Below are 15,545 nucleotides of genomic sequence, written 5' to 3'. Positions count from 1 at the left end.
CGCCGGGGAGGCCGTTCGCAGCTAGGATGGCGCCATGGCTGATTTTCAATACTTTGTGGCGGCCTCGCTGGACGGATTCATCGCAACGGAAACCGACGACCTCAGCTGGCTCTTGCAGTTTGACGGTTTCGAAGGCGGCGGCGAAAGTTACGACTCGTTTATGGCCGGTGTCGGTTGCATCGCTATGGGCGGGGCCACATTCCAGTGGCTTATAGACCACGAGCCGGGAGCCTGGCCTTATCCCCGCACCCCATGCTGGGTGTTCACGCATCATGAGTACCGGGTGCCGGCAAAGGCGGACGTGAAGTTCGTGCGCGGCAATGTGGCCGAATTCATTCCCGACCTGGCAGAGGCTGCTGCAGGGAACAACGTCTGGGTGGTGGGCGGCGGGGACCTGGCCGCCCAGTTCGCCGCGGCCGGCAAACTGGACGAACTGATTCTTTCCGTTATCCCTGTGGTGCTGGGCAGCGGAAAGCGGCTGCTGCCGTTGACAAATCCGACGGCGCCGCTGCAGCTGACGTCCTCACGGCAGCTTGGCAGCGGAATCGTGGAGAACCGGTACAGGTTCCCGTCCTCAGCTTGAGGGGACGTTGTCCCGCAGCATGTTGGTGATGCGCGCCGTCGAAAGTCTCCGGCCCTGCTCATCCGTCATCACAATCTCGTGGGTGGTGAGCGTTTTACCCAAGCGGATGGCTGTGCAGGTTCCGGTCACGGTGCCTGCGGCGATGGCGCGATGATGGGTGGCCCCCACCTCAATGCCCACGGCATGCCGTCCCGGACCGGCATGGATCGCTGCCGCGAAGGAACCCAGAGTCTCGGCCAACACCACATGTGCCCCGCCGTGAAGAATGCCGGCCACCTGTGTGTTGCCCTCGACCGGCATGGTGGCCACGGAGCGCGCGGGGCCCAGCTCGCTGAAGCGGATTCCAAGCTTGACCACCAAGGATCCGACTCCGCGGTGGCCCAGCCAGTCGTGGAGATGTTCGGGGACGCCGGCCGCAGCCAGCTCCGCGGCAAAGGGCGCGGGCGTGAAATTGTCCATCATGGCAACTAGGCTTGCAGTTGTGAGTGAAACTACCAAACCGGCACCCCTTCCTTCTGAGACTCTTTCCCCGCTGGAGGATGCTGCCGCACAGGATCCGGCGGTTTCCCCGCCCGGCGCAGGGGTTTCGGCCACCGAAGCACCGGTTATTCCGCTGACCGAGCAGCCGCGGCTGCTGGTGCTGGATGGCCATTCCATGGCATTCCGGGCTTTTTTCGCCCTCCCTGCGGACAAGTTCTCCACCGCCAGCGGCCAGCACACCAACGCCATCCATGGGTTCACTTCAATGCTGATCAACCTCATCAAGGAGCAGAAGCCCACGCACGTGGCTGTCGCCTTTGATGTCTCCGACGACACCACCCACCGGAAGACTGAGTACAGCGAGTACAAAGGCGGCCGGAATGAAACTCCGCGGGAGATGAGCGGCCAGATCGACCTCATTGACAAAGTCATGGGCGCATGGGGCATCAAGACCATCAAGATGCCTGGCTACGAGGCAGACGACATCCTCGCCACCCTCGCAACCATGGGCGAAAAAGCAGGCTTTGAGGTCCTGCTGGTCTCGGGCGACCGGGATGCCTTCCAGCTCATTACCGACAACGTCTTTGTGCTTTACCCCAGAAAAGGCGTCAGTGACATTCCGCGCATGGACGCCGCAGCCATCCAGGAAAAGTACTTCGTCACTCCGGCCGAGTATTCGGACCTGGCTGCGTTGGTCGGCGAGTCTGCGGACAATCTCCCGGGCGTGCCCGGTGTGGGACCCAAAACCGCTGCCAAATGGATCAACCTCTATGGCGGGCTCGAAGGTGTGCTGGCCAACCTTGATTCCATAGGCGGCAAAGTGGGCGACGCCCTGCGTGAACACGTGGAATCCGTAAAACGGAACCGTAAGCTCAACAGGCTGCACACCGATCTGGACCTTCCGGTGACCCTTGAGGAACTGGCCGATCCCCGCCCGGACCAGGCCGCACTGGAAGAGCTCTTCGACGAACTGGAATTCAAGACCATCCGGAGCCGGCTGTTCGCCCTGTACGGCAGCGACGTGGAGGAGGCGGAACGGGAGATCATCCAAACCCCTGGGTACATCACCCCTGCCGGCCACGGGGAACTGGCCGCCTTCCTGGCCGCAGGGACGGGGCAGCGCTCCGCCGTCGCCGTCGACCTCGTTCCCGGACGGATCGGCGAGGACGCGGGCGCCCTGGCCATTGTCCGGGATGGCGAAGCAGCATATGTGGACCTGTCCGCACAGGATGCCGAGTCGGAGAACATCCTGGCCGCCTGGCTCCGGGACCCCGAAGCTCCCAAGGTGATGCACGGTTACAAGGGCGCACTCAAGGCACTGGCTGCCCGGGGCCTGGAACTGGAAGGCGTGGTGGATGACACCGCGATCTCCGGCTATCTCATCCAGCCCGACCGCCGGACCTACGAATTGGCGGAACTGGCCCAGCACCACTTGAACGTCGTCGTCTCCACACCCGCCACCAAGGCAGGCCAGCTCGAGCTCGCTTTCGACGGCGACGCCGCCGCCGCAGCGGACGCACTCGTCCACACCGGGGCCGTCGTCCTCGCCCTGAGCCGCTTTTTTGAAGCTGAACTCCAGGAACGCAAGGCAACCAAACTGCTGTCTACGCTGGAACTGCCCGTCAGCCGTGTCCTGGCGGACATGGAGATGGCCGGCATCGGGATAGACCCGGCCCGTATGGACGAGCAGATGGCAGACCTCGCAAAAGTGATCGACAATGCGCAGGAGTTGGCGTTCGCCGCCATTGGCCACGAGGTGAATCTCGGCTCGCCCAAGCAGCTGCAGACGGTATTGTTCGAGGAACTCCAGTTGCCCAAGACCAAGAAGATCAAATCCGGCTACACCACCGACGCCGCTTCCCTGAAAAACCTGCTGGAGAAGACCGGCCATGAGTTCCTGGTCCAGCTGATGGCGCACCGGGAATCTGCCAAGCTGCGGCAAATGATCGAAACGCTCAAGAAATCTGTTGCTGAGGATGGCCGGATCCACACCACCTACGCGCAGAATGTTGCCGCTACAGGCCGAATCTCGTCCAACAACCCTAACCTGCAGAACATCCCGATCCGCAGTGAGGAGGGGCGCCGCGTCCGGGGCATCTTCGTGGTCAGCGAGGGCTATGAGTGCCTGCTCTCCGCCGACTATTCGCAGATCGAAATGCGGATCATGGCCCACCTGTCCGGCGACCAGGGCCTGATCCAGGCCTACCAGGACGGGGAGGACCTGCACCGCTTCGTGGGTTCAAACATCTTCCATGTGCCCACCGAGGAAGTCACCAGTGCCATGCGGTCCAAGGTCAAGGCCATGTCCTATGGCCTCGCGTATGGCCTGACCTCCTTTGGGCTCTCCAAGCAATTGGAGATTTCGGTGGACGAGGCACGAACGTTGATGAAGGAATACTTCGATCGGTTCGGAGCCGTGCGCGATTATCTCCGCGGCGTGGTGGACCAGGCCCGGATCGACGGCTACACCTCCACCATTGAGGGCCGCCGGCGGTACCTTCCGGATCTCACCAGCACGGACCGTCAGCTGCGCGAAAACGCCGAGCGGATCGCTTTGAACTCGCCCATCCAGGGTTCTGCGGCGGACATCATCAAGCGCGCAATGCTTGGCGTCCATGCCGAACTCTCGGCCCAGGGCCTGAAGTCCCGGATGCTGCTGCAGGTCCACGATGAACTGGTCCTTGAGGTGGCCACGGGGGAGCGGGCTGCCGTGGAGAAGCTGGTTACCGAGCAGATGGGCGCCGCCGCGGACCTGACCGTTCCGCTCGAGGTGCAGATCGGCGTCGGCCGCACCTGGTACGACGCCGGCCACTAGGTACTGAAAGCACAGCAGGGAGGCACGACCGTAGCCCGTCCGGATGGCCAGCTGCTTCTTTGAGTGCCGAGTGGTGGCAATCGTGGACTTTGACTAGGCTGCAATGCGTGGCTGAAATGAGTGGGGACTACGAGATCCGCCGGTTTTCGCCGGCATCAAAGGACGAGCCGGGTTACGGGCAATCGGCAGCATGGACGCGCGCGGTGACCTTCGGTTTCCATGACCCGCGCCGGTCCGAGGAAGATGTGGACAGGGTCATCGCGTTCAACCGCGTTGATCAGCGCGTCTATACCGGCGTCTACCAGAAGGGTGACGTTGCGAAGCATTCGCTGGGTGCTGACGTTCCTGTGGCCACCTTTGCCACATTCCGCAAGACTTTGAATGTCGGCTTCGGCCGATTCCTTGACGCCCAGCTCGTGACTTCTGTAACGGTCCGCACATCCCACCGTCGCCGGGGGCTGCTTCGGGCCATGATGGGACAGGATCTGGCAACGGCCCGTGAAGAAGGGATGGCGATCGCTGCCCTCACGGCCTCCGAGGCGTCGATTTACGGGCGGTTCGGCTTTGGCGTTGCAACACTGGAGCAGTCCATCAAGGTGGACACCAGCGCCCGGTTTGTCCTCAACCATGTGCCCACGGGGACCGTGGAAGTGGCGGACCCGAAGGTGTTGTTGGAGCTGGCGCCTGCGGTTTTTGACCGCCTTCATGCGCTTACCCCGGGGTCAGTGGGACGGCAGGAGTTTTACCGGCAGCTCGCCTCTGGGTCTGTCAGCCGGGAGGGCGGCGAAGACCCGAAGGTGAAGGTTGCGCTGCACTATGCCCCGGACGGTATGGTCGACGGTTATGTTTCCTACAAGTTCGGCGGTTGGACGGAGACACCGCCAACCATGGAAATTGTGGACCTGGTGGCCGCCAGCAACGACGCCTACCTGGAACTCTGGCAATATCTGGCGGCGATTGACCTCGTGGAACAGGTGACCTGGGCGGAGGCCCCGGTCGATGATCCGCTGCGCTGGGCACTGAACGACGCGCGCTGCGTGTCCGCTTCCGAGCCCCGGGACATGCTGTGGCTGCGGATTCTGGACGCCGGAAAGGCGCTGGAAGCGCGGCATTACCCTGCCGATGGCTCCCTGGTGCTCAAGATTTCCGATCCGCTGGGTTTCGCGGAGGGCACGTATGTTCTGGAGGTCGACGGCGGCGCTGGCGTCGTGCGCGGACCTGCCAGCCCGGCTGCGCAGGCTCCCGATCTGGAATTGGACATCTCGGCGTTGTCCTCCATCTACCTCGGCGGCGTCAGCCCGGTGACGCTCGCGGCCGCGGGAGTCATCCGGGAGCATCAGCCGGGGGCGGCGTTCCGCGCCGCCCAAATGTTCGCCGTCGAACGTCCTGCCCACTGCCTCACGCATTTCTAGGCGCTTTGACCCGGGTTGCCCGGCTCCACTAGAATGAACGGGCGTGTACTACGTGCACGCATCTTTTATTTTCACCATAATCCACAAATCAGGATGATCCGGCGCTTTGCCGTGTTCTGCTTCCGCGCCCATGCGCAGGAGTGGCGGTCAGCCTGACCGACTCACTATCCACAACGGAGCCCCTACTACATGACCATCACCTCCACCGAGAAGCCCGGTACCCCCGTAGTCGCCATTAACGACATCGGTACCGCTGAGGACTTCCTCGCAGCTGTCGACGCCACCATCAAGTACTTCAACGACGGAGACCTCGTCGAAGGTACCGTCGTCAAGGTCGACCGCGACGAAGTCCTGCTCGACATCGGTTACAAGACCGAAGGTGTCATCCCCTCCCGTGAGCTTTCCATCAAGCACGATGTTGATCCCGGAGACGTCGTCTCCGTCGGCGATCAGGTCGAAGCACTGGTGCTCACCAAGGAAGACAAAGAAGGCCGTCTGATCCTCTCCAAGAAGCGCGCTCAGTACGAGCGTGCCTGGGGCGACATCGAGAAGGTCAAGGAAGAAGACGGTGTCGTCACCGGAACCGTCATCGAGGTTGTCAAGGGTGGTCTTATCCTCGACATCGGCCTGCGCGGCTTCCTGCCCGCATCCCTCGTCGAGATGCGCCGTGTGCGCGACCTGGCTCCGTACATCGGTCAGCAGATCGAAGCCAAGATCATCGAGCTGGACAAGAACCGCAACAACGTGGTTCTGTCCCGCCGTGCCTGGCTCGAGCAGACCCAGTCCGAGGTCCGCTCCACGTTCCTCAACAAGCTGGAAAAGGGCCAGGTCCGTCCCGGCGTCGTTTCCTCGATCGTCAACTTCGGTGCCTTCGTGGACCTGGGCGGCGTAGACGGCCTGGTTCACGTTTCCGAGCTGTCCTGGAAGCACATCGACCACCCGTCCGAGGTTGTCGAGGTTGGCCAGGAAGTCACCGTCGAGGTTCTCGAGGTCGATCTGGACCGCGAGCGCGTCTCCCTGTCGCTCAAGGCTACGCAGGAAGATCCGTGGCAGACCTTCGCCCGCACCCACGCCCTCGGCCAGGTTGTTCCGGGTAAGGTCACCAAGCTGGTTCCGTTCGGTGCGTTCGTCCGCGTCGAAGACGGCATCGAAGGCCTGGTCCACATCTCCGAACTGGCCGTGCGCCACGTGGAGCTGGCGGAGCAGGTTGTCTCCGTTGGTGACGAGCTGTTCGTCAAGGTCATCGACATCGACCTCGAGCGCCGCCGGATCTCGCTGTCCCTCAAGCAGGCCAACGAGGGCGTCGACGCCGAGAGCACTGAATTCGATCCGGCTCTCTACGGCATGGCCGCAGAGTACGACGAAGAAGGCAACTACAAGTACCCGGAGGGCTTCGATCCGGAGTCCAACGAGTGGCTTGAAGGCTACGAGACCCAGCGCGCAACCTGGGAGCAGCAGTACGCTGACGCCCAGACCCGTTGGGAAGCCCACAAGAAGCAGGTTGCCCAGCACGCTGCCGACGACGCTGCCGCTGCAACGTCCGGTGAGAGCGACTCGGGTACCACCAGCTACTCCTCGGAGCCCGCTCCGGAGGCCAACGTCGGAGCCGGTACCCTGGCTTCCGATGAGGCTCTTGCGGCTCTCCGCGAGAAGCTGACCGGCAACTAATTGCCACCGGTCCGGACTTGTCCGGGCCAACGCAACAGGCCCCTGCCGGATGGCAGGGGCCTGTTGCGTTAACGGAAGACCTGCCTTGCAGGAGATGATTCCCGGGACCGCTTCTTAGGTTCCGGCTGCGGTTATTCGACAAGCGCGACGGCGGCACACACCGCGCCGCCGTCGTCGTGCTTCAGCAGGGCTCCTGCCGCGAGGAGGAGACGCAGGGCTTGTGTGTTCCCTGCCGTGGTGTGGGCGATGATCCGGGCCGCCCCGGCCCGCCTCGCCTCAATCAGGACCAGACCTAACGCGGCGCTGCCGGTCCCGCGGCCGCGGAAGCTGCGGCCGAGCCAGATGCCTGTTTCCAGCGCTGACTTCCCGGCCCGTTTCAGCCTGATCGAGCCGGCCGGGGTCCCGTCACAGAGCACGGCCCAGGTCTTTTCCGCAACCGGTCCGTTCAGGCCGGCAGCGGCGGCGCGGTGATAGGCGCGGAACCAGTCCTCGCGCTCCTGGTTCCAGCTTGAGTCACCCAGTGGCGGGGTTACTTCGTTGGGGGATGCGTCGTGAAGGGCCAGTGCAAGCAGCTGCCCCAGAATGGCTTCATCGATGTAAGCCAGAGACACTTCAGGGGAGCGGAGCATCCACCCACTCCGTTCCTTCGGGGGTGAGTATGGCGGTGCCGGCAGTGAGGGACAGCAAGCGGTCCGCGGCGGCGGAAATTCCGGCCGCGGCATCCGGCAACGCCAGTCGGAGGACGGTATTCTCCCCTCCGTAACTGGATGTCGCCATGACGAAGCCCGCAGCGCGGAGTTCGTTCTCCAGCCGTCCGGCCTGTACGTGCGGGACTTCAGTGGAACAGATCCGCAGCCGCCTGCGCCGAACCAGGGGAGCGGTGACCAGGGCTGTGGAAACGGATTCCGAATAGGCCCGCACCAGACCTCCCGCACCGAGCAGGATCCCGCCGAAATAGCGGACGACGACGGCAGTGACGTCGCTGAGGTCGGTCACCCCGGGGTTGGTTTCCCGCTTCGTGATCGCCTCCAGCATGGGTAATCCCGCGGTTCCAGAGGGTTCCCCGTCGTCGCTGGCACGTTGTATGTCCCGGTCAGGCCCCAGAACGAATGCCGAGCAGTGATGACGTGCATCCGGGAATTCCCGGCGGAGTTCCGCCATCAGGGCCCGGGCAGCCGTTTCACTGTCCGTGCGGCGCAGGACCGTAATGAACCTGGAGTGCTTGATATCCAACTCACTGCGGACGTCCTGCCCCGCTTCGAGGGTTGTATAGCTGGAGGCGCGGCTTTCCTGGCTCCTCGGAGTGGCATCAACGTCCGGCACCTGTTCAGTCTAATCTGGTGGAATGCTGAAGATCGGACTCACGGGCGGCATCGCGTCCGGCAAATCAGTAGCGGCTGCAAGGTTCGGTGAACTGGGCGCGGTGGTTATCGATGCTGATGCCCTGGCCCGTGAGGTGGTAGCACGTGGCACTTCGGGCCTTGCCGCCGTCGTCGATCAATTCGGTGACACTATCCTCAGCGGGGATGGCAGTCTGGACCGCGCGAAACTCGGGGCCCTGGTGTTCAAGGACCCGGCGCTCCGCGAGAAGCTGAATGCCATCATCCACCCGTTGGTCAGGGCGCGTGCCGCTGAAATGCTCTCGGAGGCGGGGAAAGCCGGACCCGGGTCCATCGTGGTCCAGGACATCCCCCTCCTGGTGGAAACCGGACAGGCCTCGTCCTTCGATGTTGTAGTGGTGGTGGATGCCCCCGATCATGTCCGGATGCAGCGCATGGTGACGCGCCGCGGCATGAGCGAGGAGGATGCGCGGGCCCGGATGGCGGCCCAGGCCAGCCGGGCGGAGCGACTGGCCGCCGCCGATATCATCCTGGTCAATTCCAGCACCGTCGACTCACTCATCGAGCAAGTGGACACCCTATGGGAGTCGAGGCTGGTTCCGCTGGCCGCAGTGACGGGGAGTGACGGTCAGGCCGGTCGGAGCGCCTGAGCTTACGCCCGCGGTGAATCCGGCCCTTCCTTGTCAGTGCCCGGGGGTAAATTGGAAGCATGAGTCTTGCGCAGGAAATCAACCGCGTTGTAGCCCCCTTCGAAGTCATCAGCGAGTTCAAGCCGGCAGGCGACCAGCCCGCCGCGATCGCGGAGCTGACGGAGCGGATCAGGAACGGTGAGAAGGACGTGGTACTGCTCGGTGCTACTGGTACCGGAAAAAGCGCCACCACTGCCTGGCTGATCGAACAGGTTCAGAGGCCTACGCTTGTCATGGTCCAGAACAAGACGCTCGCGGCCCAACTGGCCAACGAATTCCGCGAGCTCCTGCCGAACAACGCGGTGGAGTACTTCGTCTCGTATTACGACTACTACCAGCCTGAGGCGTACGTCGCGCAGACGGACACTTTCATCGAGAAGGACTCATCGGTTAACGAGGAAGTGGAGCGCCTTCGGCACTCCGCCACCAACGCCCTGCTGACCCGCCGGGACGTCATCGTAGTTGCCACGGTGTCCTGCATCTACGGCCTGGGCACCCCGGAAGAATACATCGCCGGCATGGTCACGCTCCGCAAGGGGGCGGAGATGAACCGGAACGCCCTGCTGCGGAAGTTTGTCGCCATGCAGTACGCACGCAACGACATGGATTTCCACCGCGGAACGTTCCGGGTCCGGGGCGATACCGTGGAGATCATTCCGATGTACGAGGAACTGGCCATCCGGATCGAGTTCTTCGGGGACGAGATTGAGAACATCCATACGCTCCATCCGCTGACCGGTGAGGTGATCCGGGATGAAGAGGAAATGTACGTCTTCCCGGCCTCGCACTACGTGGCAGGCCCCGAGCGGATGGCCCGGGCCATCAAGCGGATCGAGGATGAGCTCGCCGATCGGCTGCAGGTCCTGGAAAGCCAGAACAAACTGGTGGAAGCCCAGCGGCTCCGGATGCGCACCACTTATGACCTTGAAATGATGCAGCAAATGGGCTTCTGCAACGGCATCGAGAACTACTCATCGCACATTGACGGCCGCGCCCGTGGAACAGCTCCGCACTGCCTCATCGACTACTTCCCGGATGACTTCCTGCTGGTGATCGACGAATCCCACGTAACTGTGCCGCAGATTGGCGCCATGTACGAGGGCGACATGTCCCGTAAGCGGAACCTTGTGGACTTTGGCTTCCGCCTGCCCTCGGCGATGGACAACCGCCCGCTTAAATGGGATGAATTCCTGGACCGCGTCGGTCAGACCGTCTACCTGTCGGCCACTCCCGGCAAGTACGAATTGGGCAAGGCCGACGGCTTTGTCCAGCAGATCATCCGGCCCACCGGCCTGATCGATCCCGAAGTGGTGGTCAAACCCACCAAGGGCCAGATCGATGACCTGCTTGGTGAGATCAAGACCCGGACAGCGAAGAACGAACGCGTCCTGGTCACCACGCTTACCAAGCGCATGGCGGAGGATCTCACCGACTACCTGCTGGGCCATGGCATCAAGGTTGAGTACCTGCACTCCGACGTCGACACCCTGCGCCGCGTGGAACTGCTCCGCGAACTCCGGATGGGCGTCTTTGACGTCCTGGTAGGCATCAACCTGCTCCGTGAGGGCCTGGACCTGCCTGAGGTCTCGCTGGTGAGCATCCTGGACGCGGACAAGGAAGGGTTCCTGCGTTCCTCCACGTCGCTGATCCAGACAATCGGCCGTGCCGCCCGAAACGTCTCCGGGCAGGTGCACATGTACGCGGACCGGATCACTGACTCGATGGCACATGCCATCGACGAGACCAACCGCCGCCGTGCCATCCAGGTGGCCTACAACACGGAAAAGGGCATCGATCCACAGCCGTTGCGGAAGAAGATTGCCGACATTACCGACCAGCTGGCCAAGGAAGACGCCGACACCCAGGAGCTGCTGAACAACAACCGTCTGGCCAAGGGTGCAAAGCGCGGAAGCGGTTCCAAGGGTTCGGCCAAGGTCAGGAGCGACGGCCTGGCTGCAGCGCCAGCCGAAGACCTCGTTGGGCTGATCGAACAGCTGACCGAACAAATGCATGGGGCCGCCGCCGAACTCCAGTTCGAAATTGCTGCCCGGATCCGTGACGAAGTGAGCGAACTGAAGAAGGAACTGCGTCAGATGCAGGCTGCCGGGCACGCCTAGGTTACAGTTAACGTCACGTAGGGGAGTATCCCGAGCGCTACGATCGTCAACACGCCAGGCACAGTTGCCCGGCCGGGCGTAGCGGGCCGCCATTTTCAGCACCAAGTGCACAGGCAGGCCGGAGAGACTTACACCGCTAACTCGTACCCTGCGAAAGGTAACATCCCTGTGCTCGAATTACCTGTCTGGTTTGAGGTCGGCTCGTTTGTCGTCCTCGGCCTGATCCTCCTGATCGATCTGCTCCTGGTGATCCGCCGACCCCACGAACCCTCCATGAAGGAGGCAGGCCTGTGGGTGGCGTTCTACGTCAGCCTCGCCTTGGTCTTTGCCGGCGCCATGTTTGCCTTCACCGGCCCCGAATACGGTGGACAGTTCGTCGCTGGCTGGGTGACGGAATACAGCCTCAGCATTGACAACCTGTTCGTCTTCATCATCATCATGGCCCGGTTCTCGGTGCCCCGTAAGTACCAGCAGGAAGTGCTGATGGTGGGCATCATCATTGCGCTGATCCTGCGCGGCATCTTCATTCTGCTCGGCGCTATTGTGATTGAGCAGTTCAGCTGGGTGTTCTACATCTTCGGTGCGTTCCTGCTCTGGACCGCTTGGAAGCAGGCCCAGGATGAGGGCGAGGACGAAGAGGACCGCGAGAACCCGCTGATCGCCAAGATCCGCAAGGTTATTCCCATGTCGGAGAAGTTCGACGGCGGCAAGTTGCGCACCACGGTGGACGGCAAGAGGGTCTTCACCCCCATGCTGATCGTCTTTATTACCATCGGCATGACTGACCTGCTCTTCGCCGTGGACTCCATCCCGGCGATCTTCGGCCTGACACAGAGCCCGTTCATTGTCTTCACAGCGAACCTGTTTGCTTTGATGGGCCTGCGCCAGCTGTACTTCCTGTTGGGTGGGCTGATGAACCGACTCATCTACTTGAAGCACGCGTTGTCCTTCATCCTGGCCTTCATCGGCGTGAAGCTGGTGCTCCACGCGATGCACGTCAACGAACTGCCGTTCATCAACGGTGGACAGCACATCGAGTGGGCCCCGGAAATCCCCACCTTTGTCTCGTTGGCTGTCATCGTGGGCACCATCATCATCGCGGTGATTGCAAGCCTCCTCAGCTCCAAGGCCAAGGAAGCACACTTGGACTCGCGCTTGGAAGAGGACGCCAAGAAGAGCATGAGCGACACCGAGTAACCACTTGGCTATGCTCAAGGAATGACTACATCTCTTGCTACGGCGCTGGACCTGAAAAAGGTCCAGCGCCGTACTGTTTTGGTCCTCAGCAGCGCCCAGCTCCTGAGCGGCATCGGAAACGGAGCCACTTTGTCCGTGGGCTCCCTGCTGGCCGTTCAACTGTCGGGGTCGGACGCTTGGGCCGGCTCAGTCACCACAGTGATGACGCTGGGAACCGCTATCGCCGCGATGCCTTTGGCAGGACTTGCCGGGCGGCGGGGCCGGCGGGTCGGACTTCTGTCCGGTCTGGTGGCCGGAATGATAGGCGCCCTGCTGGTGGTGGCATCCACGGTCACGGAAGCTTTCGTCCTCCTGCTCGCCGGGGCTGCGCTTCTGGGAATCGCGACGGCGGCTAATCTTCAGGCCCGTTTCGCCGCCGTCGACCTTGCCGAAACCGGGCAGCGTGGCAGGTCGCTGGCCATAGTGGTGTGGGCTGTCACCGTTGGCGCTGTGGCCGGCCCCAATCTGATCAAGCCGGGCGCCATTGTTGGCGAGGCCTTGGGTCTGCCGGCGATCTCCGGTCCCTTCCTCTTTTCGACGGCGGGGTTGTTCTTCGCCGCCTTGCTCATTCTGGCCGGGCTGCGCCCCGATCCGTTGCTCTATGCCGCCACGCTGCGTAACGAAAAGCTTGCCGCGGCCGGTTCCGGCCCGCCCGTAGCCAAACGCCAGTCATTGCGGAACGGCCTGCGGGCCATCCGGGAGTCTCCCAAAGCCAGGCTGGCCCTGATTGCCGTCGTAACGGCGCATGCCTGCATGGCTGCGGTAATGTCCATGACGCCACTGCACCTGCAGATTCTTGGCGAGCATGGCGTTGCCGGCGGCCATGACCATTCCGCCGGAACCGGGACCGACACCTTCGCCTTGATCGGCTTCACTATCTCGCTGCATATTGCCGGAATGTATGCCCTGTCGCCCGTAATGGGCTGGCTGACGGACCGCGCAGGCCGCATTCCTACCATCTTGCTGGGCCACGGGCTCATCCTCGCAGCAACGGCTTGTGCGGGATTCGGAGCTGCCACACCGGCATTGGTCACAGTAGGCCTGGTCCTGCTTGGCCTGGGCTGGTCGGCAGCAACCATCGCAGGATCAACCCTTCTCGCAGAGAGCGTCAGCGAGGGGGACAAGGTGCTTGTCCAGGGCGTCTCGGACACCTTAATGAGCGGTGCCGGCGCCGTTGGAGCCGGCACCGCAGGCCTGGTACTGAGCTGGATCGGATACCAGGGCCTGAATATGGTTGCCCTGGCCATAGCCGGGCTCATCATTGCTGTTGTCGTTTCGGTGGCCTCCAGGACAGGGCAGGCAACTCCCGCCTCAACCGGCAGCTGACCTCGCCATGCCAAGGAGCCGGCCGAAGATCGCCTCGCCGTCATCGGCAATTCCGTCGTGGTGGAAGTCTGCTGTCTCCCAGACCTTGAGGCCGGCTACGGAGCCGGCAGTCGCCAGTGAGAGGTCGCGGTCCACGTAGATGTCCTCCGTGTACACGGCGGCGGCTACCGGGACCTCGTTGGCGGCAAGCTGCTCCAGATCGTAGAGCTGCCGCCAGTCGTCTTTTGCCGCCAGGAGTTCTGCCACGCCTTGCAGCGGGCGCAGTGCCGGATCCTGCTCGAAGTACCAGGGGTAGATCATCTCCCCGGTCAGCAGGGTCTCCGGCGCCTCTGGTGAGAACTGCGGAAATTCCTCCAGAATCCGCCAGGCGGCCCAGGACGTGGCCTGTCCCTGGCCGTAGATGGATTCATGCATCAGGGCGTAGAGCGGGTTCGCCGCCCGGGAAACCAAGCCGTACACCTGTTCAAGGAAAGTATCACTGAGCCGTTCGCCGCCGGGTGCCGGCGTGAAAGCGTCCTCGAGGAGATAATGCAGTGCATCCATCCTTGTATTGCCGCCCAGGAAAGCGCCCACCATTTGGAAACGCTCGACGGTGAGCCTGCCGCCGTCGGGCAGGTATTCCGGGGTCTCCCGCAGATGGGCGCCGATCCGGTTCACCACGGCGTGGTCCTGGGGGTAGCGGGCAAAGTATTCCGCATTCCGGGCTTCCACCCGGGCAAACGTTGCCCGGTACACCTGGTCAGCGGATCCCGCGAGGGGCGCCAGCCCACCGGTGATCAGCACCTCGCGCAGTCCCTCCGGGGCGAAGGACAGGTAGCTTAGGGCGCAGAATCCGCCATAACTTTGCCCGTAGATGCTCCAGGGCCCGGAACCCAGGGCCGTCCTGATGAGTTCGGCATCGGCCACGATGGAGTCGGCGCGGAAGTGCTCCAGATAGGCCGCCTGCGCGGCGTCGTCACCACGCAGGGGAAGGGTGTTGCGGTCCAAGGGCGTGGAGAGTCCGGTGCCGCGCTGGTCCAGCATCAGGATCCTGAAGTGCTTTGCCGCGGCCTTCGCCCACCCAGCCAGGGAGGTGAGGCGGTTGCCGCGGCCTCCCGGGCCGCCCTGCAGGTACAGGAGCCAGGGGAGTTGCCCGGCCTCTGCGGGGGTGTGATTGCTGGAGACGTATTCACGGGCAAAGACGGTAATGGTTTCGGAATCGGCTCCGGCGTCGGATTTGGTGAAGTGATTTAGTGGAACCGTGAAATAGTGCTCGGCTGTTCGGAGCCCGCGGAATTCATGGCGGGCCCGTACCTCATGGTCTGCGCCGGCCTGAAGGCCCGGCCGTGTGACACTTTCAGCGGTACCGCCCGGCCCGGGGTGCCGCTCAGGCACGGGTGTCAACCGTTGCGCGGCTGCCGACCTGCTGCAGTGCTTCACCCGTCAGCCGGAAAGTTGACCAGCCATCCATGGGATAAGCACCAAGGTTCCTGTAGAACTTGATGGAGGGTTCATTCCAGTCCAGGACACTCCACTCAACGCGGGCATACCCACGTTCGACGGCGGTTCCGGCGAGATACTCCAGCAGCGCCGTTCCGTGCCCTTCGCCCCGGGATTCAGGGGTGACGTAGAGGTCCTCCAGGTAAATACCGTGGACTCCCTCCCACGTCGAATAGTTCAGGAACCACATGGCGAAGCCCTGGACCTCTCCGGCCGCGTTTTCCGCCATGGTTGCATAGACGCGCGGGCTGTCGCCGAAGAGGACTTCGGTGAGCATCTCGGGGGTGTTCCGGACGGCGTCCGGTTCCTTCTCGTAGACGGCCAGATCGTGGATCATCGACAGGATTGCGGGCACGTCTTCTACGGTTGCCGGGCGGATTACACTCATGGTGAAAAGCTT

General features: G+C 62.9%; 13 protein-coding genes. 8 read left to right on the top strand and 5 right to left on the bottom strand.

From position 1 onward, the window contains the following. The first annotated feature begins 34 nt into the window (after positions 1-34). On the top strand, positions 35-583 hold the full coding sequence (locus AC50X5_RS11400; RefSeq protein WP_494976219.1) for a dihydrofolate reductase family protein: 549 nt from the start codon (positions 35-37) through the stop codon (positions 581-583). Here the strand turns inward: AC50X5_RS11400 and AC50X5_RS11395 are convergent. Next, complete coding sequence (locus tag AC50X5_RS11395) at positions 575-1,045, bottom strand: hotdog fold thioesterase (protein WP_494976218.1); 471 nt, start codon at positions 1,043-1,045, stop codon at positions 575-577. The genes AC50X5_RS11400 and AC50X5_RS11395 overlap by 9 nt on opposite strands. A gap of 193 nt (positions 1,046-1,238) precedes the next feature. Here AC50X5_RS11395 and polA point away from each other — a divergent pair, with 193 nt between their 5' ends. The 3 genes from polA to rpsA all read left to right on the top strand — a co-directional run bounded on the left by polA (position 1,239) and on the right by rpsA (position 6,958). Then, positions 1,239-3,878 carry a DNA polymerase I gene (polA, locus tag AC50X5_RS11390; RefSeq protein ID WP_494976395.1) on the top strand — a complete coding sequence of 880 codons (2,640 nt, stop codon included), beginning with the start codon at positions 1,239-1,241 and terminating at the stop codon, positions 3,876-3,878. A 116-nt stretch (positions 3,879-3,994) separates the two neighbouring features. Then, positions 3,995-5,290: a GNAT family N-acetyltransferase gene (locus AC50X5_RS11385; RefSeq protein WP_494976394.1), complete on the top strand. Its 1,296-nt coding sequence runs from the start codon at positions 3,995-3,997 to the stop codon at positions 5,288-5,290. A gap of 189 nt (positions 5,291-5,479) precedes the next feature. Then, the gene (gene rpsA, locus AC50X5_RS11380; protein ID WP_463937703.1) at positions 5,480-6,958 is read left to right on the top strand and encodes a 30S ribosomal protein S1; all 1,479 of its coding nucleotides are present in this window, start codon (positions 5,480-5,482) and stop codon (positions 6,956-6,958) included. A gap of 131 nt (positions 6,959-7,089) precedes the next feature. Here rpsA and AC50X5_RS11375 read toward each other — a convergent pair whose 3' ends face one another. Both AC50X5_RS11375 and AC50X5_RS11370 read right to left on the bottom strand, forming a co-directional pair. Next, positions 7,090-7,587 carry a GNAT family N-acetyltransferase gene (locus tag AC50X5_RS11375; protein ID WP_494976217.1) on the bottom strand — a complete coding sequence of 166 codons (498 nt, stop codon included), beginning with the start codon at positions 7,585-7,587 and terminating at the stop codon, positions 7,090-7,092. After that, the gene (locus tag AC50X5_RS11370) at positions 7,571-8,281 is read right to left on the bottom strand and encodes an IMPACT family protein (RefSeq protein WP_494976216.1); all 711 of its coding nucleotides are present in this window, start codon (positions 8,279-8,281) and stop codon (positions 7,571-7,573) included. The genes AC50X5_RS11375 and AC50X5_RS11370 overlap by 17 nt, the downstream gene beginning before the upstream one ends. 22 nt (positions 8,282-8,303) lie before the next feature. On the opposite strand from AC50X5_RS11370, the gene coaE reads away from it, so the two are divergent. The 4 genes from coaE (at position 8,304) to AC50X5_RS11350 (ending at position 13,666) form a co-directional block, all read left to right on the top strand. Next, entirely contained in the window at positions 8,304-8,948 is a 645-nt protein-coding gene (coaE, locus tag AC50X5_RS11365) for a dephospho-CoA kinase (protein WP_494976215.1), read from the top strand. 59 nt (positions 8,949-9,007) lie between these two features. Next, a complete protein-coding gene (uvrB, locus tag AC50X5_RS11360) occupies positions 9,008-11,104 on the top strand; it encodes an excinuclease ABC subunit UvrB (RefSeq protein ID WP_494976214.1) in 2,097 nt (698 codons plus the stop codon). 168 nt (positions 11,105-11,272) lie between these two features. Then, the gene (locus tag AC50X5_RS11355) at positions 11,273-12,301 is read left to right on the top strand and encodes a TerC family protein (RefSeq protein ID WP_494976213.1); all 1,029 of its coding nucleotides are present in this window, start codon (positions 11,273-11,275) and stop codon (positions 12,299-12,301) included. 21 nt (positions 12,302-12,322) lie between these two features. After that, positions 12,323-13,666: an MFS transporter gene (locus tag AC50X5_RS11350; RefSeq protein ID WP_494976212.1), complete on the top strand. Its 1,344-nt coding sequence runs from the start codon at positions 12,323-12,325 to the stop codon at positions 13,664-13,666. Here the strand turns inward: AC50X5_RS11350 and AC50X5_RS11345 are convergent. Together AC50X5_RS11345 and AC50X5_RS11340 are read right to left on the bottom strand one after the other, a co-directional pair. Then, the gene (locus tag AC50X5_RS11345; protein ID WP_494976211.1) at positions 13,652-15,040 is read right to left on the bottom strand and encodes an alpha/beta fold hydrolase; all 1,389 of its coding nucleotides are present in this window, start codon (positions 15,038-15,040) and stop codon (positions 13,652-13,654) included. The genes AC50X5_RS11350 and AC50X5_RS11345 overlap by 15 nt on opposite strands. Next, complete coding sequence (locus AC50X5_RS11340) at positions 15,033-15,533, bottom strand: GNAT family N-acetyltransferase (protein ID WP_494976210.1); 501 nt, start codon at positions 15,531-15,533, stop codon at positions 15,033-15,035. Before AC50X5_RS11340 ends, AC50X5_RS11345 begins: the two co-directional genes overlap by 8 nt. Between the last annotated feature and the right edge of the window lie 12 nt (positions 15,534-15,545).

It is taken from the genome of Pseudarthrobacter sp. MDT1-40-2 (assembly GCF_059383595.1).
This window is presented reverse-complemented; position numbering and strand designations above follow the sequence as displayed.